We start from the raw sequence: 22404 nt of genomic DNA, 5'->3' as shown, positions 1-22404 counted from the left end.
ACCCGTGGACGGTGCCTCCCTGTTCGTCACCGGCATGGGCCTGACCTGCCCCGTCGGCACCAGCGTGGCCAGCGCGTGCGCCGCCAAGCGCGCCGGACTGTCGGCCTTGCAGGAGCTGCCATTGCTGGACAACGCGGCCGAACCCATCATTGGCGCCCAGGTTCCCGGTATTGACCTGGCCCTGCCCGCCACCGTGCGCCTGTGCCATCTCATGCTGCAGGCGCTGGGCGAGTTGCTGGCAGGCACACCGCGACTGGACTGGCAGGCGATACCCTTCCTGCTGTGTCTGGCCGAGCCGGAGCGCCCTGGCGTGAACATCAGGGCCCTGGCCCAGACGATTATCCAGGAGCTGTCGGGCACGCTGGGCATCCAGGTCCACCTGGGCCACTCCAGGATCATTCCGACCGGGCATGTGGCAGCCATGCATGCCCTGGAGGAAGCTCGCCGGCTGATTCGCCAGACGCACGCGCCAGCCTGCCTGGTGGGCGGGGTCGACTCGCTCTTGGCGGCTTCGACCTTGCAATGGCTGGACCGCGATCGCCGACTGAAGACGGCGATCAACCGGGACGGCCTGTTTCCCGGCGAGGGTGCCGCGGCGATCCTGGTCCAGGCCCACAGCCTGCCTGGCACCTGCCTGCAGGTGGCGGGCCTGGGTGTCGGCCAGGAACCTGCCCCTTTGCTCTCCGGCAAACCGCTGCGCGGCGACGGTCTGGCCGCCGCCGCGCGCACGGCGCTGGCGCAGGCCCGGCTGGGTTTCCATGAAATCGATCTGCGCCTGTCCGATGCCACGGGAGAGCAATACGGGTTCAAGGAGCTTCCCCTGATGCAGGCCCGGCTGGCACGAATCGTGAGAAAGGAGGACCAGCCGCTCTGGCACTGGTCCGAGGCCATGGGCGATACCGGGGCGATTGCCGGGATCATCCAGCTGATTCTTGCAGACCAGGCGCTGCGCAAAGGCTACGCCCCTGGAACAAATGCGATGTGCATGACTAGCGCCTTGGGCGGTGCACGGGCAGTTGCCGTGGTGCGCGACGCCAGGCCAACCGGGAGTCGATCATGAGCTGCGAGGTCTACGCCAACGGCGACGAGATTGCCTGCAAGGCAGGCGGCGGCAAGGTCATCGCCGCGTTCCCGGATGTGTGCCTGACGCCCCCGGCACCGCCGGCAGGGCCGATTCCGGTGCCTTATCCCGATACCTCCTATTCCCGGGACATGAAAAAAGGCAGCAGGACGGTGAAGATCAAGCGCAAAGAGGTGATGCTGAAGAATCTCTCCTACTACAAGACCTCGCCCCTGGGCGATGAGGCAGCGACCCGCAGCCAGGGAGCCGGGATCATCACCCATGTGATCACCGGCAAGACCTATTTCGTTTCGTGGACCCTGGATGTGCTGTTCGAAGGCCAGAACATCGACCGGCATACCGACCTCACCACGTCGAACCATGCCAGCCCGGTCGCCAATGCCGCGGTGCCCATGGTCAACACGGCCAAATATGCGCCGGTGCAACAGGATTCCAAGGTGCCGGGCAAGCACAAGTGTGAATGCTGTGGCGGCGCAGCCCACAGTGAAGCCCAGGCGAAAGGCCAATACCTCTCCGAAGACGAGTTCTACGACACTGCGCAAAGCCCGCAGAACGCGAGCCTGCTGGCCAAGGTCCGCGCCGATCCCAAGTGCAGGCACCTACTGCCTCCTGCCGGGAAGGCGCCCAGTGGCTGCAACAAGTACTACAAGACCAGCATTCGCGAGAAAAAGAACATCGAGAACGACTGGGCGATGAACAGGCCCGGCTACATGGCCTGGCAAGGCGTACCGTCAGGAGAACCCGTCGCCCATCGGGTTCCCAAGGCGGCCGGCGGCTGCCCTGCCGGACAGGGAAACCTGGCACCCACCGGTCGCAAGTGTGCCAAGCTCGAAACCCAACTCAGTGCATTGCAAGATTCGCGCGCCACTAGTTTGCGCAGGCCCTGAAAATGAATAGCAGCCACTACAAGTACACCGATCGCCCCGGCTTCCTCGAAGGCTGTTTCTACTGGAAAGGCCGTGGCTATCACTTCGCCGCTGCGCCCCCCGCCCAGTTGCTGGCGCCAGGCGCCTGGCAGGACGACGACCCGTGGATGGCCCTGGCCGCGATCCTGGAAAGCGCCAAGCGCGGGGACTTCAGCCATGTCTCCCGGCTCAGGGAGGTCATCCTGGATGAAGCCAGCGTGCCGACCCTGGTCAGCGCCTGCCTGGGCCTGACCGCCGATGCGGGACTGGAGTCCGACCTGGATTTCCTCGCCGAGCTGATGATCCAGGGCCCGGACCACCTGCGTATCGAAGCCAGCCTCGCGGCCCAGTGGTCGGGGGTGATGTGGCTGGTCCCGTTCATGGTCGAGGCCCGCTGCGCGCTCGAGCGCCAGGCCGACCGGGAAGCCGTGGAAGCCAATATCTCCAACCTGCTCGACCCTCTCGAAGGCGAACCCGAGTTCTACGACAGCGGCCTGGACGACGCGCAGTACCGGCACGCCGTGGATACGCGGCTGGCGCAACTGCAAGCGCCGCATGGCAACGACCGGCTCTCGATCCTCGCTGGCACCGTCGTCGATGTGAACCGCCAGGCCTGGCTCATGAGAAAGGCCCTGGTGCCCAACGACCCGGACGCCTGGCTCGACTGGAGCAATTTCCTGCTCTGGAGGCGCACATTCGAGGTGTACTCGGGCATCGACTGCTCCAGCTTCTATGACCGCCATGGCCAGTTCCAACCCCTGAATGCCAGCGCCGTGCTGGACCAGTACCTGGCCTCCCCCCTGCAGTTGGACATCGGCAGGCGCTACTTCTTCGGTCGCCTGGTGGTGTAGCCGCCATGACATTCATTGCCTCGATGGTCGAACAACACGCCGAAGAAGCGGCTTTTCTCATCCTGCTCCACGATCACGCAGTGCGTGCGCCCCACTACGATCTGGATGACCTGGGGCGGCTGGACGAACGCATCGAAGCTCATCTGGATGGCTTGCGAATCGCTGGCCCCGCTGGTTTGCAGGTCCTGCGGACACAGTTGGGCCCGGATACCACCGGTGAAATGTTCGCCAGCGTGGTCCTGGCGTTCCAGACCCAGGATATGCAGGGCCTGGCGCGGCTGAACGAGCACCTCAAGGGGGCGACGGGCACTGAGCGTGGTTACCTGATGGCCCTGGGCTGGCTGGAATGGGAATACCTCTCGCCCTGGATCGAAGCCATGCTCGCGTCCTCCACGCCGTTGTTCCAGCGTCTGGGCCTGGCGGCCTGCAGCATGCACCGGCGGGATCCCGGCCCTACGTTGCAGACGGCTCTGGCCCATGCCGACCCCAGCGTGCTGGCACGTGCTGCCCGTACGGCCGGCGAGCTGCGACGGCGCGAACTGCTGCCAGCTCTCCATCGACACTGCCAGCATGGGGATGTGGCCACGCGCTTCTGGGTGAACTGGGCGAGCGCGCAGATGGGTGATGAACAGGCCCTGGAACCCTTGCGCCAGTTCGCCGAACAACCCGGTCAGTTCCAGTTCCGTGCGCTGTGTGTCCTGCTGGCCTGGCAACGACGCGAAGCCAGCATCAGCTGGATCTGCCAGCTGATAGAGAACCCCGGGCAGCTACGCACCGGCATCCGGGCCATTGGCCTGCTGGGCGATCCACTCAGCGTGCCTTGGCTGATCCAGCAGATGCACGACCTGCCGTACGCCCGGGTGGCCGGCGAGGCCTTCAGCCTGATAACCGGTGCCGACCTGGCGCTCCTCGACCTGGAACTGCGGGTGTTACCAGATTTCGATGTCGGGCCGAACGATGACCCCGAAGACCCCAATGTGTCGATGGACCCCGATGAAGACCTGCCCTGGCCGGACCCTGCGGCAATCGCCGCTTGGTGGTGCACCCATGGCGCCAGCTTGCAGACGGGTATCAGCCATATGCTGGGGCGCCAGCAGAGCGAAAGCAGCCTTTTGCACGCCCTTGCCCGAGGCCAGCAGCGCCAGCGCATCGCCGCGGCCTGTGCACTGGCGCGATGGCAGCCGGACCAGGCGCTGTTTCCCACCAGTGCTCCGGCCCGGCGACAAATGAGCTGCTTGCGCACGATGCAGGCCCCACACCAACACCACCCCTGAACCGGATACCTTGGCGGCTTGCCGGATCGCCTGCGCTCCCACGGGCTTGCGGTCTGATAGGAACCTGAGGCCGCCGGGCGGCTGCCTCATCCCCCGGGACACTGTGCGCAGTGCCCCGGCTATCCCACTGCATTGCGGCCGGTATTGGCCTTCAGGTCCCAGGCAATGTGCGGCCAGCGCTCACTGGATGATTTCGGCCTCGGTGGTGACGATCTTGTTCACCAGGCCATACTCGACGGCTTCTTCTGCACTCAGCCAGAAATCCCTTTCGGTGTCGGCGGCAATTCTTTCCAGCGGCTGGCCGGTGGCCTTGGCGAAGATCTTGTTCAGCCGATCCTTCATCCAGAGGATTTCCTTGGCGTAGATCTTCACGTCCAGGGCCCGGCCCTGGAAACCGCCTGAGGGTTGATGCAGCAAGAAACGCGTGTTGGGCAACGAGTAGCGGTTTTCCTTGTCTGCCGCGACATAGATCAGCGAGCCCGCACTGGCCACCCAGCCGGAACCGATGGTGATGACCTTCGGCTTGATGAAGCGGATGGCATCGAAAATCATGTCGCCGGATTCCACGTGGCCACCCGGGGAGCTGATGAACACCATGATCGGGTCGTCGCTGAGGTGGGCCAGCGCATGCAGTTGCTGGACGGCGACCGTCGCCATCTTGTGATTGACTTCGCCGGTGATGAATATCTTTCTTGCCGCGATGGTGCTGTCCAACAGCTTGCCGCTGAGGCTGGTGGAAGCACTGTCCGGGCGGTCTTTTTCTTCATCGAATAAACGCATAGGGGTTCCTGCTGTCATTAGGGACATGGGGTGCCTGGAGAAAACCAACCGCTTGAGTCTAGCCATGGCTCATGCCGCTGCCAGTGGACAGCAAGCCGTTCCCGGACCTTGCCGGTGCTTGGGCCAGCGGCGATTGAAAGCATCTGCCAAAAGGTTTGTGCCAGATCACTGCGGGCCGGGAAGCGAGACCCCCATGAAATCCAGGTACCTGGAGAGCAGTTCCTTGTTCATCAGCGGCGTGGCAATCCCGCTGCCCTCGAGGAAGCGATCGGTATTGGCCCGCTCGAAGTAGTAGGTCATCTCGTAGACCTCCACCAGGGACTTGCCCGGCACCACTTCTTCGGTGAACAGGCTCAACAAGCTGTAGAGGGGGCTGTGTTCGTTGTAGCGCCAGAGTTCGAGCCAGTCACGAAAGTGCGCGGGCTTGAGGTCCAGCTCGAAAATCTCGTTGAGCCGTACGAAGAAGTCCGAGACCGAAAGATCATTCACCGGGTCGGGCACCATGTGGAAGTAGCGTCCCACTGCTTGCCGATTCTTGGCGATGTGGACGATGGCCTTGGCGACGAAGTCCACGGTGACCAGCTGGTCCTTGAGTCCCATGATCATCGGGTAGGTGCCCAGGGACAGGCAGCACCGGACGAAACTGCCCCACCACTGGTTCATTTCCGTCGCCCCGGTCTGGCCGTTGCACATCACGAACCCCAGCCGGATACCGATCACAGGCAGGCCCTTGCGCTTGGCCTGCTCGAGGACTTTCTCCATGACCCACTTGCTTCTGACGTAGTTGGTATCACGGCAGACCACCGGCAGGTTCTGGTGGATGTCCTCGTCCTCGGACATCCAGGTCTTGCCGGTGAGCAGGTAGCCCCAGCTGAAGACCGCGACAGTGGAGCAAGCCACCAGGTACTTGAGCTTGGTAGTGGTGGCAAAGCGGATCACCTGCTGCAGGCCGTCGACATTGACCGCCTTCATGATGGGATACGGCTTGATGTAGTTGACGTTGCCGCCAGTGTGGTAGATGACCTCCAGCTGTTGCGCGAGCTCCTGGTACTCGGCGGCCGGCAAGCCCAGGTGCTCCAGGGTGAAGTCCCCTACCACCGGCCTGATCCGGGCAGCTTCGCGTTCGGGCCAGGCCAGCTTGTATTTGCCGAGGGTGAAGCGTATCCGCTCCATGGCGTGCGCGGCACTTTGCGCGCGCACCAGGCAGTAGATCTGCGCCGAGGTCTGCTGCAGCAGTTCAAGGAGCAAATGCGCCCCGACGAACCCTGTGGCACCGGTGAGGAACACCTTGCCAGGGTTGGCCAAGACTCCGGGATCGATTTGCGTCGGATAGTCATGGTCGGCTTCCAACTGGATGTCGCCAAGCAGCTGCTGGGTCGAGAGCTGCTGTTTTTCCTCGAACGTCAAAGGTTGCTGGCCGTGCCGGGAGCGAAGCTCGGCGGCCAGGCCCGCGAGGGTCGGGTGCAGGTAGAGATCGATCAGCTTCAGGTGTTTCTTCATGCTCTCAGGCAAGGCGGCGAGCACCCGGACCACGCCCAGTGAATGACCGCCCAGCGCGAAGAAATCGTCCGTGGGCTCGACCTCGGGTACCTGTAGGACATGGCGCCAGATAGCGGCGAGGATACCCTCGATGTCGTCATCGGCCAGGGCGTGCAGCGACAATGGCTCGTCGGTGGGCAACGCCTCGAGCGCCCGCCTATCCACCTTGCCGCTGAAGGCCAGCGGTAGCTGGTCGAGGATCACGATCTTATCCGGCACCATGTAGGCCGGCAGCGTCTGCTGCAGGGTCTGGCGGATATGCGACTTGAACCGCAAGCCACTGTCCTGCGCAGCACTGTGCAAAGTCACGAAAGCCGCGAGGATCGGCTGGCCGAACTGGGCATTGACGGCCACCACTGCCGACTCCCTCACGCCTTCGAGCAGATTGATCGCAGCTTCGATTTCTCCCGCCTCGATGCGAAAGCCACGGACCTTGAGCTGGGTGTCATTGCGACCGATGAACTCGAGGTTGCCGTCGGCAAGGCGCCGCACCAGATCGCCGCTGCGGTAGGCACGCAGGCTGGCAGGCCCGGCATCCGAGTCGATATACAGGAACTTTTCACCGGTCTGCTCCGGTCGGCCAAGGTACTCCTTGGCCAGCTGCGCGCCAGTGATGAACAGCTCCCCGACTTCGCCGTCAGGTGTTGGATGCAACATTGCATCCAACACCTGGAACCCCACCCCAGCCAGGGGCTGGCCTATGGTTCTTACGCTCTGCCCCGCCTGGTAGGCATGACAGGTCACCGCGATGGTGCTCTCGGTGGGTCCATAGGCGTTGTACAACTTGACCTTGTCGGCCCAGTACAAGAACACGTTTTCCGCGCAGGCCTCCCCTCCGACGCCAATGCTGCGCAAATCGCCGATCGGTTCTTCGGTGGGCAGCGATGCCAGGATGGTCGGCGTGATCATGGTGATGGTGTCGATGTGATGATCCCGGATGAAATCGAGAATCGGCGCACCCAGCACCTTGTTGTCCGGATACAAGTACAGCGTGGCGCCCACCAACAGCGGGATCCACAGGTCCATGAAGGAAGCGTCGAAGGTATAGGAAAGCAGTTGTATGACCCGGTTCTTCTCGCCGATACCGGTGATCCTCGGGAACGCCAGCGCGAAGTTGTGGACCGCACTGTGCTGCACCGCCACACCCTTGGGTTGCCCTGTGCTACCGGAGGTGTAGATGACGTAGATCAAGTCCTGGAGCCCGATGACCGTGTGCAGGTCGTGCGCTGGATGATCGGCGATCAGCGGAGCCTGGACCGGCTCGCCCGGCACCACCAGCCGCCCCCGATAGACCTGGAGCTTTTCTACCAGCTCTTGGCTGGCGATCAGAAATTGCGCATCGGTGTCCTGGAGGATGAAGGCCAGGCGGGCTTCTGGATAGTCCGGGTCGAGCGGGACATAGGCCGCGCCGGTCTTCATGACCGCCAGCATGAACAACGGTCGATCCAGGGATTGTGTGGCACAGATCGCCACCAGCGATCCCCGGCTGACACCGAGATCGAGCAGGTGCCTGGCCAGACGATTGGCCCTTTCATTCAACGCCTGGTAAGTGAGGCTTTCAGATCCATGGAATACTGCCGGCTTTTGCGCCTGTAATCCGGCCTGGCGCTCGAACAGTTCGACGACGGTAACGGCTGGTGCATGCTCCATTGCGTTCTACCTCCATGAAGACCGATGGGCCCTGGGCTGAAACCGCCCCGCATAGAACAACGGTCTTGACGATCATCGCGAAGAACCGGGCCAATCTGCCCGTCATGGACCCACGGATGGGCTGCCTGGTGTTAAAGAACCCCCCAGGCAGCGGACCTGCGCCCTGGAGGGAAGCTGGAAGCCTAGCTGCGCGACGATGAGGCTGCGCTGGATACCATTCCTGAGGCGATGGGCGGGACTGGCGGTTTGCGTCGATGGCGTATCGGCCAGGAGGCCAAGGACTCCAAGCGCCGTAGAGCGCCGAGGACCAACCTGGAGCAGGTTTAGCACTGCGCCTGTGTCGCAAAGCCAGCGAAGATTCAGCCCGAAAGGGACTTGCCCCGCCCTGCTTTCACCAGGACCAGCCGCCGCGGGCCAGCTCCTGTTCGCAACTGCGGTATTGGGCGCCGAACAGCGAGGCCCGGGCCTGGACCTTGAGCGATACGTTCTTCAGCCAGGGCTTGGCGTCGTAGCTGCGGTTGCGATAGCCGCCCCAGCCTTCGTGGTAGTTCAGGTACTGGCCGTAGGCGTCCCACTTGGACGTGCGGTTGACGTTGTAGCTCTTCTGCATGTACCAGCCCATGAAGTCCAGGGCATCGGCGAAGTTGTCGCGGCTCGCCCCCCAGCCGCCGGCGTCCTTCTTGTAGTCGGCCCAGGTTTCGTCCTTGGCCTGGGCGTAGCCGTAGGCGGTGCTGACCCGGCCCCAGGGGATGAAGCCCAGGAAGTAGTAGCGAGGTGGCAAGGCGTCGTGCTTGAACGACGACTCCTGGTACATCATGGCCATGGGCACCTGGATCGGGGCGCCCCAGCGCTGGTTCATCTTCAGCGCGGCTTCGTACCACTTGGGCTTCTCGCGAAAGATCTCGCAGAGATTGTCGGGGTTGGCCGGGGGCTTGGTGGCGCAACCGGCCAGGGCCAGGAGCAGGACGGGGGGCAAGAGCCGAAGCATGGAGGGGACTATTCCTTTGGCACGGGCCTGGTGCAGCCCTTCGGGCGAAGCTTTATACACACTTTGCCATCAGCCGGCGATACGCCAGCGCGCAGCGCTGTGTTGCCCCTGCTTGACCTCAGCGGGAAATCGCCATCCAACCTGCGCAACCGGTCATGATCCCGGCCGAGGTGCGGTTCAGGCGCTGCATGGCCTTGGGCGACTGGATCGCCCGCTTGATCCGCGCCCCGGTCACCAGGTACGCCAGTTGGATACTCAGGTCGATGCCGACTCCCAGTGCAGTGATGAAGGCCACTTCCGACCAGGACAGCGCCGTCAGGTCGAAGGCATGGGGCAGCACCGCACCGAAGAACACCACCGCCTTGGGGTTGCTCAGGGTCAGCAGCGCTCCGGCGAGCAGCCCACGGCCGGCCGAGCGCTTGGGCAGCTCCTCGGGCTGCGCGGGGTTCTTCGACCACAGCTTCCAGGCGATGAACAGGATGAAGGCCACGCCGAGCCACTTGACGCCGATGAACAAGTACTCGAAGCGCAGCGCCAGCGCCGCCAGGCCCAGGGTGGCCACCAGCAGCCAGAGCGCATTGCCCAGGACCATGCCACCGATGAACGGCAAGGTGGAACGGGCCCCGCGCGCCACCACCTGCCCCAGCATTGCGGCCTGGGCCGGGCCGGGAATGGCCGCGGCAATGGCGAACGGTACGGCGAAAAACCAGATCGAGGCAGTCACGCTCATCGACGAAATACCCCGGGTCACTGCGATGTCGGCCTGGATATTCGCACCGAGGCAGCCGCTTGGGCAATGCCCGCTCCAGTGACGGCGCAGGATTCACGATGGGGCTTGGCCTGCGGGCCACAGGGGCACTGCATCAGCCCCCGGCAAGAACCTCCCGGGCGCACAGCAACAAGCCGTCGACCACCGCGGAAGGCGTTTGTGCACGGGTGGCCAGGCCCAGGGTCGCCCGTGGCTGTTCCAGGGCCAGCTGGCGAAAATTCAGTCCGGGACGGGCCATCCGCTGCATCGAGGCCGGCACCAGGGCAATGCCCATGCCGGCCGACACCAGGTTGACCGCCGACGACACCTGGGGGGCCTGTTGGTGGATCAGCGGGCTGAAGCCCCGCGCCCGGCAAGCGCTGACTATCTCGGCGCTCAGGCCGTAGCCGGATTTGCGCGAATAGAGGATGAAGCGCTCATCGCGCAGGTCCGCAAGATCCAGGCGCTCGCGAGCGAGCAAGGGATGGCCATCGGGCAGCACCACCATCAGCGGCTCTTCACTGAGGACCTGGAATGCCAGGTCGCCACCCCCGGCAAAAGGCGGGCGGACGATGGCGGCATCGATCTGTCGCTCCAGCAGCCGGCCGACCAGGGTCTCGCTGTTGCCCTCCACCAGGTTGATCTGCACCTGCCGATAGCGCTGCTGGTAGAGACGCAGCAACGCGGTCATGCCCTCGTTGAACGAGGCCGACTCGGTGAACCCCAGGGTCAGGCTGCCGATCTCCCCGCGCGCGGCTCGCAGTGCCCTCACCTTGGCCTCTTCGGCCCGGGCCAGGATGTCCCGGGCACAAACCAGGAAGGTCTTGCCGGCATCGCTGAGAACGATGCCGCGGCCCTGGCGGTGAAACAGCGGCGTGCCGATTTCCTCTTCCAGTGCGCGGATCTGCTGGCCCAGCGGCGGTTGGGCGATGTGCAGGACCTGGGCCGCCTTGGTCAGGCTCTGGGCCTCGGCGGTGGCCACGAAGTAACGCAGGTGTCGGAGCTCCATGGAATGTTCTACGTTCTTATTTTGGATAATTAGAATATTAGACATAACAAATGCCCAGGACCAAGCTTTGCCTATCCAAGCAACGACACCCGCCAGCCCTGGGAGGCACCATGAAAAACACAAGGAAACTACGCGATCTGTTGGCCAGCGGCGAAAGCCTGGTAGCCCCTGGCGTCTACGACGGGCTCTCGGCGCGCCTGGTGGAGCTGGCCGGCTTTTCAGCCGTCTACGCCAGCGGCGGAGCCATCGCCCGCTCCTCGGCGCTGCCGGATATCGGCCTGTTGAGCTTCAGCGAGGTCCTGGAACGCGTGGAGAAGATCGTCGACGGCAGCGCTTTGCCGGTGATCGCCGATGCCGACACCGGGTTCGGCGGCAGTGCCAACGTCGAACGTACGGTACGTGCCTTCGAACGTGCCGGGGTGGCGGCACTGCACCTTGAAGACCAGGCGTTTCCCAAGCGCTGCGGGCACCTGGACGACAAGTCGCTGATCGATACCGAGCAGATGTGCCGCAAGCTGCGCGTCGCCCGCGAGGCCCTGGACGATCCGGACCTGGTGTTGATCGCCCGTACCGATGCGATCGCCGTCGAAGGCTTCGACGCCGCCCTGGAACGGGCGCAGCGTTATGTCGAGGCCGGTGCCGACATGATTTTCGTCGAGGCCCCGGAGACTCTCCAGCAGATCCGCGAAATCGCTGCCCGGATCCCCGGGCCCAAGCTGATCAACATGTTCCATGGCGGCAAGACCCCGATGATGCCGGTCGAGGAACTGGCGGCCCTGGGTTATCAGCTGGTGATCATCCCTTCCGACCTGCAACGCGCGGCCATCCATGCCACGCAGCAAGTCCTGGCGCAGATCAAGCGCAGCGGCGACAGCTCGGCGCTGGCCAGCCAGTTGGTGAGTTTCCAGGAGCGCGAGCGCATCGTGCGCACCAGCCGCTACCTGGAGCTGGACCAACGCTGATCGCCGCGCCGCCCGAACAGGCCATAGCGGTCCCAGCGATACGGCGCCAGGTCGATTGCCGGCTGGCGCCCGGCCACCAGGTCGCTGACGATCCGCGCCGAGCCGCAGGCCATGGTCCAGCCCATGGCACCGTGGCCGCAGTTGAGTAGCAAGTTGCGCACTTGGCAGGTGCCGAGGAACGGCAGGTTGTCCGGGGTCATCGGCCGCTGTCCGAGCCATTGCGTCGCAGTAACGCCCTGCAGCTGCGGGCAGACCTGCTCGGCGAAACGCTGCAGGGCGGCAAAGCGCTGCTGGATCTTGCCCGGTCCGGGTTGCCCGACATCGGCGAACCCGGTGAAACGCAGGGTCTGGCCGAAGGCCGCCCAGGCTACCTTGTGCGGGATCGACACCGCGCCGACGCTCGGTCGCGGGATCCGGCCCAGGGGATAGGACAGCGAGTACCCGGTCACAGGGTGAATCGGCAAGCGCAGCCCCAAGGGGGCCAGCAAAGGTGCCGAAGCCAGGCCGGCGGCGACCACCACGGCATCGGCGCGCCGCCGGCCCTGGTGGGTCCGCACCCCCACCGCCACCCCGGCTTCGACCTCGACCGCCAGCACCTGCTCAGCGAAACGCGCCACGGCCTTGGTCACGCAAGCACGCTCGATGGCCGCCTGGGCATAGCGGGCTGCATCTCCGGTGCCATCCCGGGCGCAATAGACACCCTTGGCAAAACCCACCCGGGCCTGGGCCAGGAGCGGCTCGCGCTCCAGCACCTGCGCTGCATCCAGCTCGGCGAACGGCTCTCCCGCCGCTTGCAGCAACTGGCCGTCGTGGGCACCGGGCCCCAGCCCCGGCCCGTACAGATAAAGGATGCCGGCCTGGCGGCCGCCATAGTCCTCGACTGCCACGCCGCCCTGGGCGAACAACAGGTCCCGCGAGTAACTGGCCAGGGCCAGGGCCGCCCGGGAGTTGGCCAGCCAGCGGGACTCGCTGGCCTCGCCGGCGAACAGCACCGCCCAACGCGCCAGGGCGCCGCTCCACGGGCCGTGGATGCCAATGCCATCGCCCAGGCCCAGCAGGGACTTGAGCGCAACCCCGACGACCCCTGGCTCGGCCCAGCTGAAGCAGTGTCCGGGAGACACCAGGCCGGCGTTGGCGAAGCTGGCACCGGTAGCCGGCCGACCAGCCGCCTCGATGATCTCGACGCTATGGCCCGCCTCGGCCAGCGCCAGGGCTGTGGCCGCGCCGCTGATACCGGCGCCCACGACAATGATGTGCATGCAATGTCCTTGTATTGGAGAAGGTGCGGCCCGGGCCGCAAGTACTGCCAGGCGCTAGAGATGCCCAGCGTCCACCAGCGCGGCGACCCGGTTCCGGGCGCGACGCTGGTTGAGCAGATAGCAAGCGGAGATGCCCAAGGTCCAGAACGCCCCGGCATACAGCGAGACCCGGGTCTTGGGGTCGTAGCCGAGCATGAACACCACGAAGCCGACGAACAGCAGGCAGATGAGCGGAGTGATGTGCGCCAGGGGCAGCGGGAACTCCCGGGGCTGGCCACGCTGGCGGCGCCGGAACGCCAGGTAGGTGGCGGCGATCATGCCCCAGGTCCAGGCCACGTTGAACGCCAGCAGTGACATCATGTAGCCGAAGGCCCGGTCCGGCACCAGGTAGTTGAGCACCACGCCCAGGGCCATGCAGGCCACGGTGGCATATACCGCGCGAGCCGGGATGCCGTTGCCCCGGACCTTGGTGAACAGTCGCGGGGCCTGGCCTTCATCGGCCAGTTTCTTGAGGATCCGCGCGCCGCTGAACAGGATGCAGTTGAAGCTCGACAGAGCGGCGGTGATCACCACGAAGTTGATGATGCCGGCCGCCTGGCGAATCCCCAGGCGTTCGAAGGTGGTGACGAACGGACTGCCCTGGGTGCCGATCTGGTTCCAGGGATAGATGGCCAGGATCACCGCGATCGCCGCCACGTAGAACAGCAGGATGCGCCATACCACCGAGTTGATGGCCCGGGGGATGGTCTTGCGCGGGTTGTCCGATTCGGCCGCGGCGATGCCGATCATCTCCACGCCGGCAAAGGCATAGGCGACGATGGGCAAGGCCAGCAGCAGCCCGCTCGCGCCATGGGGAAACCAACCGCCGTGCTGCCACAGGTTGGACACGCCCAGGGGCACCCCGGCATTGCCCCAGCCGACGAAGATCATCATGCCGCCGCCGACGACCAGGGCGAGGATGGTCACCACCTTGATCAGGGCGAACCAGAACTCGGCCTCACCGAAGGCGCGCACCGCCAGCAGGTTCAGCGCACAGATCGCCGCGATCGAGGCGCAGACCCAGGTCCACTGCGGTACCTCGGGAAACCAGCTTTTCATGTAGATGCCCACGGCCGTGGACTCGGCCACGCCGACCCCGACCATCAGGATCCAGTAGTTCCAGCTGGAGAGAAATCCCGCGTAGGGACCCAGGTAGTGGTGGGCGTAGGCGGCAAACGAACCGGACACCGGGTTGTGCACGGTCATCTCGCCCAGGGCGCGCATGATCAGGAAGATCACCCCGCCGCTGAGCACGTAGGCCAGGAGTACCGAGGGCCCGGCGGACTGGATGGCCGATGCCGAGCCGAGGAACAGACCGACGCCGATGGACATGCCCAGGGCCATGAAGGACAGCTGGCGCGAGCTCAGGAGTTTGTTTGCCATGTGGTTGATGCCTGCTTGATAGCCTGATTGTTATTGGTTGTTAGCTTCTAAGCCGCGACCGGGGCGAGGCATCGCTCCTGTCATCGCGGTTGGCTGCACGCTCGGTCCCTGAGTGCCTTGCCCCTCCTGACCTTCCTGCATGGAGGTGCGCTTCGCATAATTTGCGTATACGCAAACCCAATGAGACAACTGCACAGGATTTTTTGCAAACATAATTTGCGTATACGAAAATTTAACGGCCTGCTCGACCCGCCAGGATGCCCCGGTAACAGCCACGCGATCACCAGGCGTCGCGCCGCTTACCGGCAGGCAAAGAGGATGTTTCACAAGGGATGGAGCCTCCCGGGCTGGCGCCGGGCCTCAGTGACCGGGCAAGTCCTGGCCCTGGCGAGCCAGCAGGATTTGCTCGCTCTCGGCGGTGATGACCCCGATGACCTTGGCCAATGACTTGCCGACGCTGATATAGGCGTGGCCGATGCGGCTGTCGAAATATAACGAATCGCCCTTGTCCAGGGCGGCCACCTCACCGGTTTCGAAGTGCACCTGGACCTTGCCCGAGATCACGTAGACGAACTCCACGCCGGCATGCCGGGCGAAATCCTCGGGGCCATTGACCTGGCGCGCATGGATGGTGCCGAGCACCGGGTTGATGGGCTTGCCCTTGGCCGCCGTGGCCAGGAACTCGTAGGTGAACGACAACCCGCGGTAGGCCACGCCTTCCCCGGAACGGGTGATAACCGGGCCCTGCCCGGCCGGCGGTTGTTCGTAGGCATGGGAAAACAGCGTGCCCATGTCCAGCTGCAGGGCCTGGGCCAGGGCCGCGACATTCTCGTAGCCCAGGGCCAGTTGGCCGCGCTCGGCCCGGGATATGGTAGTGATCGAGACATTGGACCGGGCGGCGACCTGGGCCAGGGTCCAGCCCAACTGTTTGCGCGCAGTGCGCAAGCGAATGCCCAGGGTCTCGGGGTTCAGCAGGTTGGGAGCTGCGGCGGCGCGGGAGGTCTTGTTGTTCACGGCTTCTCCTTCGAAGGCCCGGCATTCTAGCACCTATCCCCCGGTGCTCCGGAACCTGCCGGGAAAGCGCAGATACAGCTGCGGCCATGGGGGAAGGACGGTGGATTGCGCAAGTTATTTTCTTTATACGCAAATCCACCAGCAGTTAACCAGTCTTCTCCAGCCTGGGGCCATGAGCTAGAGCAAGGCCGCCACTTGCTCGGCCGTGGCCTTGGCCGATTGCGGGTTCTGCCCCGTCACCAGGCGGCCATCGACCACCACCTTGGTGGTGAACGGCAACCAGGCCTTCTCGTAGCGCGCCCCGCGCTGCTTCATCAGTTGCTCGACGTTGTACGGCACCTTGCCTGCCACACCCGCCAGCACCTCCTCGATCCAGGCGTAACCAGTCAGGCGGCGACCCTCCACCAGCAGCCGGCCGTCGCTGAGCCGCGTGTTGAGCAACCCGCAGTAGCCGTGGCAGACCGAAGACACGATGCCGCCCTGCTCGAAGATCTCCCGGGTCAGGCGTTGCAGGCCCGGGTCGTCGGGGAAATCCCACATCACTCCATGGCCGCCGGTGAAGTAGATGGCATCGAAGTCCGCGCCCTGCAACTCATCTGGATGAGCCGTGTGGGCCAGGCGCTGCACGCTCGCCGGATCCTCCAGCCAGGCCTTGGCCGTGCCATCGAGCAGCGGCCACTTCAACGCCCTGGGCTCCAGGGGCGAGGCGCCGCCCCTGGGGCTGACCAGGCGTTGCTCATGCCCCCTGGCGGCGAAGACCTGCCAGGCATGGGTCAGCTCCCCCAGCCACAACCCGGTGGGTTGGCCGGGGTCGGCGTAATGGGCGACGTTGGTGACGACATGCAAGATGCGCTTGGCCATCCATAGGTACTCCGCAGTGCCGGACTGGCAAAAGGTTAGTCCACCAGGCTGGCAAACGCCTGGCAGGCGAGCTGGACGGATGCCGCCCTGGTCACGCGGGAGCACCGTCATTTGCCTGCTTGACATTAAGGTTAAGTTGAACGTTAGGGTCTTTCCGACCCCGGCCGGCACCGAGCGAACGGACGCCGGCCTTGCCCGGGGTATTCATCAGCGTGATGCACTCTCTGGAGAACTGGAACGTGAAACTTGCAACTGTCACCGCAATGGCCGGCGCCCTCCTGGCCCCCCTGGCAAGCCCCGTGCTGGCGGACGCCACGGGCCATGCCGAAACCACGATGATCGATATCGCCGGCCATCCGGTGCCGGTGCTCAAGGGCGGCCTGTACGACCGCTATCGCTCCAACCCGCCGCTGTCGGTGATCGAGGCCGAGGCGCCGGGGATGGACCTGAGCTGGTTCAAGCAACTGGCCAAGACCCGGGTCGACATGGGCTTCGAGTCCTACTCGCCGAACTTCTACTACAAGAACAGCCGTATCACCGCGGTCTATACCGCTGACCTGGCACGCCTGCGCGAGCTGATCCCGGCCGAGGTGCTGGCCCAGGTCCAGCCGCTGCAAGTCTGGCCTGGTCGCGGGTTGGTGGCCTTCACCGCCTACACCTACGACTACTGCGACAACGACAGCTACAACGAAATTGCCCTGTCGATCATCACCAACAAGCCGGGCAAGTCCAACCTCGGCCCCCTGACCCTGGTCGGCCAGTCCATCTCCAAGGACTTCTGGGGCTACGTGCTCAAGCTGCCGGTGAACACCGAACTGGCCCGGGTGCGTGGCGTGGTGGGCTATAACCTGCCCAAGTGGCTGACCGACATCAGCCGCCGCGAAGAAGCCCAGAGCCTGTCCTACGACATCATCGACAGCCAGACCGGCAACGTCGACGTGATCTTCAAGGGCAGCAAGCTTGCGGACCTGTCCCACGACGTCGGCATGGTGACCAACAGCTTCACCAACCTCGACCACAACGGCCAGCTGGCCTACGGCTACGCCACCTCGCGCCAGACCAGCCATGCCTCCAGCAGCAGCGCCGACGCCGCGCGCCTGATCCTCGGGCAAGGCAGCCTCTCCGACTACCTGCGCTCGCTGCAACTGGGCAAGTTGGTGAAATACGAATACGTGCCCGAGTTCCAGAGCGCGCTCTATGCCCCCCAGCCCCTGGCCAGCCTGAACGATAGCCACTGATCCCAGGTGTCCTGACGTGACCGGGACCGACCGCCAAGACGGCGGTCCCGATGGCCGCCGATCACTCGATGCGTATCTGGCCCGAGCCCGGCAGGCTGCTGACCAGTCCGGCTCCCAGCAGCTTCGCCGGGGTGTACGCGCCCCCCGCGGGGCGCTCGCCCGCCAGGTACTCGACCACTGCCAGGGCGCCACTGACGGTCAGGCTGTAGACATTGGCGGTGTGCACCCGGGCCACCTTGCGCTGGCCCTGGGCATTACGCGCCTCGCCCCACACATAGGTGCCCTGGTCGGCCCGCTTGGCATCGTCCGGGCCGGTCACGGTCTTGCCGATATGCGCCTTGAGGCGCTTCTGCACCCAGGCCAGGCCCAACAGCGGACGGACCAGGTTGGCCCACCTGGCACCGCGGATCATCCCGGCCGACCCAGGGAGGAAGACCTCGATATTGGCAATGCCGGTGGTGTAGTAGGCGGTGGATACGTCGCCCCAGGGAATGGTCATGGCGAGCTTTTCACCGGCGCCGAAATCGATGCGCCGCACCTGGTAGGCCAGCGGCACCGTGACGATCTTGCCGTCGCGCCGCACCTTGCCACCCTGGGCCATGCCCTCCACCGAGGTCTTGGCCGTGCCGGGCGAGAAGCTCGAGCGCGAGTCGAAGCCCAGGGCCAGGTGCGTGGCATCGGGCAGTGCCGCCTTGAGCGCGGCGGCGATGCAGTCGGTGGGAATCACGTCGAAGCCCACGCCCGGGCAGATCACCACGCCCGCTTCCCGGGCTCGCAGCCCCAGGGCCTGGGCATGCTCGAAGACGGCGATTTCGCCGGTGATGTGCAGGTAGTGGGCCTTGGCATCCAGGCAGGCCTGCATCATCGGCGCGGCGGTGGCCGAGAATGGCCCGGCGCAATGCAGGACCAGGTCCATGTCCTGGATGCGGGCCGCCAGCTGCGCTTCATCGAGCCCGAAGACCCGCGCCTCCAGGCCCAGCTCCCGGGCCAGCGGCTCGACCTTGTCACGACTGCGCCCGGCCAGCACCGGGCGCAAACCGCGCTGGTGCGCTTGGCGGGCGATCAGCTCGCCGGTATAGCCATAGGCGCCGTAGATCATCCATTGCATCGGTTCGGCTGGGCTGGATCGTTCGTTCATGGTGCGGCTCCTGGCAGGGTTGGGCGAGGCGGCACGCTGCCCTCCTCGATCTGGCTGCGACGCTAACCTTCAAGCCTGGTTCAGGGTCAAGGGGCAAGCCCGGCTCGCCCCGTCCTGCTCAAGGATAGAAAAGCAACAGGCCGAATACCGCGAACACGGCCAAATGCATGAACCCCTGGAGCGGCGAGGTGCGCTGGCCGCCGAAGCTCACCAGGGTGAGCCCGACGGTGATGGCGAACAGCAGCATCTCGGCGGCCGACAGCCCCATGATCACCTGCTTTTGGGTGATCAAGCCGATCACCAGCACCGCCGGCACTGTCAGCCCCACGGTGGAAACGAAGGCGCCCAGGCACAGGTTCAGGGTGCGCTGCATCTCATTGTTGCAGGCGGCCTTGATCGCCGTGATCGACTCGGGGGTGAAGACGATGATCGCGATCAGTACGCCGCCAACCGCCACCGGTGCCCCGGCCTGGGCGATGCCGTAGTCGGTGACCACCGCCAGGTAATGGGCCAGCAGGACGATGGGCAGGATGAGCCCGAGCAAGACCAGGGTACGCAGGAGCATTTCCCGGGGATTGGCCGGCGGTTGCGCATCGGCATCGGTGCCGGCCTGGGCCTGGGGAAGGTGCAGGCGACCGGCCGGCGGCTGGACGAAGAATCGCCGGTGACTGCCCACCTGTAACCACAGGAACGCGCCGTACAACAACACCGTGATGGCCGAGATGGCCATGGCCTGGGTGGCGCTGAACTCGCCGGCCCCGGACGTGAAGTTCGGCAGCAGCAAGGCGATGCCGGTGAGCAGCACGATCATCGAGAGGTAGCAACCCGCGCCCTGGGCGTTGTACTCCTGCTCGCCGTTGCGCGCGGCTCCAGCCACCAGGCACAGGCCGATGACCAGGTTCATGATGATCATCATCACCGCGAATATCGAATCCCTGCCGATGGTCGGCAGCTCTCCCGGCCCCAGGAGCATGGAGGCGATCAATATCACTTCGATCGAAACGATGGACAGGGTCAGGATCAACGTGCCGTAGGGTTCGCCCAGTTGCCGGGCCAGGTGGTCGGCCTCATGCACCACGCCGAACGCAGCGGCGAGGATGGTGCAGAACAGCAGCAGGAACACCCAGCTGGCGGTCAGTGGCTGCAAGGGCGCGGCCAGCAGCTCGCTCCCCTGGAAAAAGAACAGGCCCACCACCAGCCAGGAGCCGGCCAGGCGCAGGACTGTGGACAACGGCACTACTCGAGAAAGTTCACTCATGTCGGTCTCATCTTCGGTTCATTGCACAAGCAACATGGCCCAGGCCATGTCCGGTTCGCGGTGAATCACTGGCTGGCACGCCCCCTGTCCGGCGTTGCAGGGGCACGCCGGCGGGTAAGCCACGCCGGGCCTGGGCACAGGCGCGCAGCAACCGCGCGGCATGACGAAGAGGCTCGTGCGCAGCACAAGGGATGGAGCAGGCAGGGAAAGTATCGCGGGGACGCTGGCCATGGGGGCTTGCTCAGCAGCTTCGGGCCGTCCCGCATGTCGATCCTGGCCCCGGGGTCGTCCCCGGGCAGGTGGTTGAACGCGCCATGGAAACGGCGCTGCGGCGCACTCTAGCATCGGTGTGCCTGTCGATTCCAGGCTCAATTCCTGCGAATCCCGCGGCATTCAACCTGCGAATCTTGCTTCTGCAAGCCGGCGAATGCAGACGCACGATTTATAGTGGCGGGGGTTATCCGAACTTGGCACAAGCGAGGTACACATGCGATCTGCCCATGGTGGCGAAGCTTTATCCCCCGGAATCGAGCGCCTGGATTTTGGCCGGGTCTCGGTGTTCTTCGGCAACCGCCACGGCAAGTACCCGGACGGCAACCAGGTAACGATCCGCGGGACGGACACCCTGGCGGCCTTCGATACCCCCATCGTCGCCAACTGCATCGGCCCCTGGTTCGATGCCACCGAGCTGGTGGTCCTGGGCCATGTCCACGAGGACCACATGGCCGGCCTGCATCGCCTGCCCCGGGCCAGCGTCCACGTCCACCAGGCGGACCTGGCCGCGGCCCGGAGCTGGGAGGGCCTGGCGGCAGCGTTCGGGATCAGGGACCCGGAACAGGCCCGGGTCATGCTCGAGTACTTGCAAGGACAGTTCTCCTACGCCCCGCGTCCGGATGCCCAGGGCTACCAGGACGGCGCCTGCTGGGACCTGGGGCGCTCCAGGGTCCGCGCCTTCCATATGCCCGGGCATACCGCCGGGCATACGGTGCTCCTGGTCGAGCCCGAAGGCGTGGCCTTCATCGGCGACATCGACTTGACCGGCTTCGGCCCCTACTACGGCGACGCCACATCCAACCTGGGGGATTTTCGCCGCAGCCTGCAACGCTTGCCGGAGATCCCGGCCAAGGTCTGGGTCACTTCGCACCACCGGGGCGTCTACACCGACCGCGAAGGCTTCCTCAACGCCCTGGCGGCGTTCGCCAGCAAGCTCGACGAGCGCGAGAACCGGCTCCTGGCCTGGCTCGACGAACAACCACAAGCACTCGAACAACTGGTGCAACGCGGGCTGCTGTACCCACCGGGACACGCCGCGCCCTGGGTGGCGAGCGCCGAGCGCCGCACCATCGCCCAGCACCTGGCCGAGCTGCATCAGGCCGGCCGGGTGCAGCAGGACGAACAAGGACGCTACCACCTCGGCTGAGGGTGTCCGGATGGCTGCGCGCTACGTTCGAGGTTCGGCATGCAGCCCACCGAGCGTCCGGCACCTGATCAAGCGTGACTGGCCACCAGCACGCCCATGCCGATCATGGCCAGGATCTGCGTGAAGAAGAACGCGAAACGCCAGCTGGCAACCTTGTCGGTCTGTGGCAGGCAGATATGCACCAGGCTCTGGGCCATGCGCGCAGCCAGCATCAGCAGTGCCAGGCCATCCAGGGCGCCGCTGGTGACGGCCGATACATGGATCGCCAGCACGATGGCGCCATACACCGGCAGGTTCTCCACGCAATTGCGGTGTGCAGCCATGGCCCGCTGGTACCAGTCGCTGCCCTGGGGCTTGCCCGGCTGCCACTCGCTCACCGTGGCGCGACCGGTCAGGATGCGCGACCAGCGATAGACGCCGACCGTGCCGAACAAGATGAGCAACGTCCAGCTGGCAAATGCCAGCAGGACCCAAGTGGGCGTATTCACTCTGGACCTTCCTGATTGATGGATAATGGCGGGGTTTGCACAGCACTCAAGGTGCTGGCAGGCTCACGACGCTCCGGTGGCCTTGAGCCCGAACCATAATATTAGAATTATCTAAATTAGCAATTACTAATTTAATGGATTACCTGTTCCCATGACTCCAGAACCCATTGGCGACGACGAGCGTTTTCTCGCCGAAGGCGCACAGAAAGCCGCCACTCTGCTGCGCGCAATCAGCAATGAATACCGCCTGCAGGTGCTATGCCTGCTGATCGAGCATGGGGAAATCACCGTGGGTGGCCTGCTGCAGCGCATCGCGCTGAGCCAGTCTGCCCTGTCCCAGCACCTGGCGAAGATGCGCGAGGAAGGCCTGGTGGCCTTCCGCCGCGAAGCCCAGACCCTGTACTACCGCATCGACAATCCCGACGTGGCGAAGATCATCGCCACCCTCAAGAGCATCTACCGCCCCTGATGACCACTCGCCGGCCCTATACCCGCGCGATCACCAGTTGTTCGAAGACC

20 protein-coding genes are annotated in these 22404 nt (G+C 64.9%); 8 read left to right on the top strand and 12 right to left on the bottom strand.

The genetic code is table 11. The features are described from left to right. The first annotated feature begins 4 nt into the window (after positions 1-4). Genes H7A76_RS22715 through H7A76_RS22700 form a run of 4 tightly spaced genes read left to right on the top strand, consistent with a single transcriptional unit; the run spans position 5 to position 4111 of the window. Positions 5-1060, top strand: a complete 1056-nt coding sequence (locus tag H7A76_RS22715; protein WP_185700582.1) for a beta-ketoacyl synthase N-terminal-like domain-containing protein — start codon at positions 5-7, stop codon at positions 1058-1060. Then, positions 1057-1968, top strand: a complete 912-nt coding sequence (locus tag H7A76_RS32635) for a DUF4150 domain-containing protein (protein WP_185700581.1) — start codon at positions 1057-1059, stop codon at positions 1966-1968. Before H7A76_RS22715 ends, H7A76_RS32635 begins: the two co-directional genes overlap by 4 nt. 2 nt (positions 1969-1970) lie before the next feature. Beyond that, on the top strand, positions 1971-2837 hold the full coding sequence (locus tag H7A76_RS22705; protein ID WP_185700580.1) for a hypothetical protein: 867 nt from the start codon (positions 1971-1973) through the stop codon (positions 2835-2837). Between the two features lie 5 nt (positions 2838-2842). Continuing rightward, positions 2843-4111, top strand: a complete 1269-nt coding sequence (locus H7A76_RS22700; protein ID WP_185700579.1) for a TIGR02270 family protein — start codon at positions 2843-2845, stop codon at positions 4109-4111. 180 nt (positions 4112-4291) lie between these two features. Here the strand turns inward: H7A76_RS22700 and H7A76_RS22695 are convergent, their stop codons facing one another. The 5 genes from H7A76_RS22695 to H7A76_RS22675 all read right to left on the bottom strand — a co-directional run bounded on the left by H7A76_RS22695 (position 4292) and on the right by H7A76_RS22675 (position 10825). Beyond that, a complete protein-coding gene (locus H7A76_RS22695; RefSeq protein ID WP_185700578.1) occupies positions 4292-4891 on the bottom strand; it encodes an ATP-dependent Clp protease proteolytic subunit in 600 nt (199 codons plus the stop codon). Between the two features lie 165 nt (positions 4892-5056). Next, positions 5057-8080: an amino acid adenylation domain-containing protein gene (locus tag H7A76_RS22690; RefSeq protein ID WP_185700577.1), complete on the bottom strand. Its 3024-nt coding sequence runs from the start codon at positions 8078-8080 to the stop codon at positions 5057-5059. A gap of 391 nt (positions 8081-8471) precedes the next feature. Then, positions 8472-9068, bottom strand: a complete 597-nt coding sequence (locus tag H7A76_RS22685) for a hypothetical protein (RefSeq protein WP_185700576.1) — start codon at positions 9066-9068, stop codon at positions 8472-8474. Between the two features lie 118 nt (positions 9069-9186). Continuing rightward, complete coding sequence (locus H7A76_RS22680; protein WP_185700575.1) at positions 9187-9798, bottom strand: LysE family translocator; 612 nt, start codon at positions 9796-9798, stop codon at positions 9187-9189. Between the two features lie 133 nt (positions 9799-9931). Next, entirely contained in the window at positions 9932-10825 is an 894-nt protein-coding gene (locus H7A76_RS22675) for a LysR family transcriptional regulator (RefSeq protein WP_185700574.1), read from the bottom strand. Positions 10826-10935: 110 nt separating this feature from the next. On the opposite strand from H7A76_RS22675, the gene H7A76_RS22670 reads away from it, so the two are divergent. After that, positions 10936-11787, top strand: a complete 852-nt coding sequence (locus H7A76_RS22670; RefSeq protein ID WP_185700573.1) for an oxaloacetate decarboxylase — start codon at positions 10936-10938, stop codon at positions 11785-11787. Here the strand turns inward: H7A76_RS22670 and H7A76_RS22665 are convergent. The 4 genes from H7A76_RS22665 to H7A76_RS22650 all read right to left on the bottom strand — a co-directional run bounded on the left by H7A76_RS22665 (position 11763) and on the right by H7A76_RS22650 (position 16343). Further along, positions 11763-13046: an FAD-dependent oxidoreductase gene (locus H7A76_RS22665; RefSeq protein WP_185700572.1), complete on the bottom strand. Its 1284-nt coding sequence runs from the start codon at positions 13044-13046 to the stop codon at positions 11763-11765. The two genes, H7A76_RS22670 and H7A76_RS22665, sit on opposite strands and share 25 nt — an antisense overlap. A 54-nt stretch (positions 13047-13100) precedes the next feature. Beyond that, a complete protein-coding gene (locus H7A76_RS22660; protein WP_185700571.1) occupies positions 13101-14468 on the bottom strand; it encodes an amino acid permease in 1368 nt (455 codons plus the stop codon). Positions 14469-14828: 360 nt separating this feature from the next. Next, entirely contained in the window at positions 14829-15482 is a 654-nt protein-coding gene (locus H7A76_RS22655) for a helix-turn-helix domain-containing protein (RefSeq protein ID WP_185700570.1), read from the bottom strand. A 177-nt stretch (positions 15483-15659) separates the two neighbouring features. Next, positions 15660-16343, bottom strand: a complete 684-nt coding sequence (locus H7A76_RS22650) for a type 1 glutamine amidotransferase domain-containing protein (RefSeq protein ID WP_185700569.1) — start codon at positions 16341-16343, stop codon at positions 15660-15662. Positions 16344-16582: 239 nt separating this feature from the next. Between H7A76_RS22650 and H7A76_RS22645 the strand changes: the two genes are divergently transcribed. Continuing rightward, positions 16583-17581 carry an acetoacetate decarboxylase (ADC) gene (locus H7A76_RS22645; protein ID WP_185700568.1) on the top strand — a complete coding sequence of 333 codons (999 nt, stop codon included), beginning with the start codon at positions 16583-16585 and terminating at the stop codon, positions 17579-17581. Between the two features lie 61 nt (positions 17582-17642). Here the strand turns inward: H7A76_RS22645 and H7A76_RS22640 are convergent, their stop codons facing one another. Then, a complete protein-coding gene (locus H7A76_RS22640) occupies positions 17643-18719 on the bottom strand; it encodes a saccharopine dehydrogenase family protein (protein ID WP_185700567.1) in 1077 nt (358 codons plus the stop codon). 118 nt (positions 18720-18837) lie between these two features. After that, on the bottom strand, positions 18838-19977 hold the full coding sequence (locus H7A76_RS22635) for a calcium:proton antiporter (protein ID WP_185700566.1): 1140 nt from the start codon (positions 19975-19977) through the stop codon (positions 18838-18840). A gap of 487 nt (positions 19978-20464) precedes the next feature. On the opposite strand from H7A76_RS22635, the gene H7A76_RS22630 reads away from it, so the two are divergent. Continuing rightward, a complete protein-coding gene (locus H7A76_RS22630) occupies positions 20465-21397 on the top strand; it encodes an MBL fold metallo-hydrolase (RefSeq protein WP_185700565.1) in 933 nt (310 codons plus the stop codon). Between the two features lie 68 nt (positions 21398-21465). Here H7A76_RS22630 and H7A76_RS22625 read toward each other — a convergent pair whose 3' ends face one another. Continuing rightward, positions 21466-21885, bottom strand: coding sequence for an MAPEG family protein (locus tag H7A76_RS22625; RefSeq protein ID WP_185700564.1), 420 nt, complete (start codon positions 21883-21885; stop codon positions 21466-21468). A gap of 151 nt (positions 21886-22036) precedes the next feature. On the opposite strand from H7A76_RS22625, the gene H7A76_RS22620 reads away from it, so the two are divergent. Beyond that, positions 22037-22354, top strand: coding sequence for a metalloregulator ArsR/SmtB family transcription factor (locus H7A76_RS22620; protein ID WP_185700563.1), 318 nt, complete (start codon positions 22037-22039; stop codon positions 22352-22354). Positions 22355-22404 lie beyond the last annotated feature (50 nt).

It is taken from the genome of Pseudomonas sp. MSSRFD41, from assembly GCF_014230245.1.
GTDB classification, from domain to species: Bacteria; Pseudomonadota; Gammaproteobacteria; order Pseudomonadales; family Pseudomonadaceae; genus Aquipseudomonas; species Aquipseudomonas piscis.
Note: the sequence above shows the minus strand (reverse complement) of the source record. Positions and strands in the feature narration are given on the sequence as shown.

What these genes read in the sequence shown, in the direction of transcription:
- H7A76_RS22650 (WP_185700569.1), bottom strand. Translation starts at nt 16,343, where the DNA reads ATGGCCAAGCGCATCTTGCATGTCGTCACCAACGTCGCCCATTACGCC.
- H7A76_RS22680 (WP_185700575.1), bottom strand. Translation starts at nt 9,798, where the DNA reads ATGAGCGTGACTGCCTCGATCTGGTTTTTCGCCGTACCGTTCGCCATT.
- H7A76_RS32635 (WP_185700581.1), top strand. Translation starts at nt 1,057, where the DNA reads ATGAGCTGCGAGGTCTACGCCAACGGCGACGAGATTGCCTGCAAGGCA.
- H7A76_RS22630 (WP_185700565.1), top strand. Translation starts at nt 20,465, where the DNA reads ATGCGATCTGCCCATGGTGGCGAAGCTTTATCCCCCGGAATCGAGCGC.
- H7A76_RS22640 (WP_185700567.1), bottom strand. Translation starts at nt 18,719, where the DNA reads ATGAACGAACGATCCAGCCCAGCCGAACCGATGCAATGGATGATCTAC.
- H7A76_RS22660 (WP_185700571.1), bottom strand. Translation starts at nt 14,468, where the DNA reads ATGGCAAACAAACTCCTGAGCTCGCGCCAGCTGTCCTTCATGGCCCTG.
- H7A76_RS22635 (WP_185700566.1), bottom strand. Translation starts at nt 19,977, where the DNA reads ATGAGTGAACTTTCTCGAGTAGTGCCGTTGTCCACAGTCCTGCGCCTG.
- H7A76_RS22670 (WP_185700573.1), top strand. Translation starts at nt 10,936, where the DNA reads ATGAAAAACACAAGGAAACTACGCGATCTGTTGGCCAGCGGCGAAAGC.
- H7A76_RS22700 (WP_185700579.1), top strand. Translation starts at nt 2,843, where the DNA reads ATGACATTCATTGCCTCGATGGTCGAACAACACGCCGAAGAAGCGGCT.
- H7A76_RS22690 (WP_185700577.1), bottom strand. Translation starts at nt 8,080, where the DNA reads ATGGAGCATGCACCAGCCGTTACCGTCGTCGAACTGTTCGAGCGCCAG.
- H7A76_RS22685 (WP_185700576.1), bottom strand. Translation starts at nt 9,068, where the DNA reads ATGCTTCGGCTCTTGCCCCCCGTCCTGCTCCTGGCCCTGGCCGGTTGC.
- H7A76_RS22675 (WP_185700574.1), bottom strand. Translation starts at nt 10,825, where the DNA reads ATGGAGCTCCGACACCTGCGTTACTTCGTGGCCACCGCCGAGGCCCAG.
- H7A76_RS22665 (WP_185700572.1), bottom strand. Translation starts at nt 13,046, where the DNA reads ATGCACATCATTGTCGTGGGCGCCGGTATCAGCGGCGCGGCCACAGCC.
- H7A76_RS22705 (WP_185700580.1), top strand. Translation starts at nt 1,971, where the DNA reads ATGAATAGCAGCCACTACAAGTACACCGATCGCCCCGGCTTCCTCGAA.
- H7A76_RS22695 (WP_185700578.1), bottom strand. Translation starts at nt 4,891, where the DNA reads ATGCGTTTATTCGATGAAGAAAAAGACCGCCCGGACAGTGCTTCCACC.
- H7A76_RS22620 (WP_185700563.1), top strand. Translation starts at nt 22,037, where the DNA reads ATGACTCCAGAACCCATTGGCGACGACGAGCGTTTTCTCGCCGAAGGC.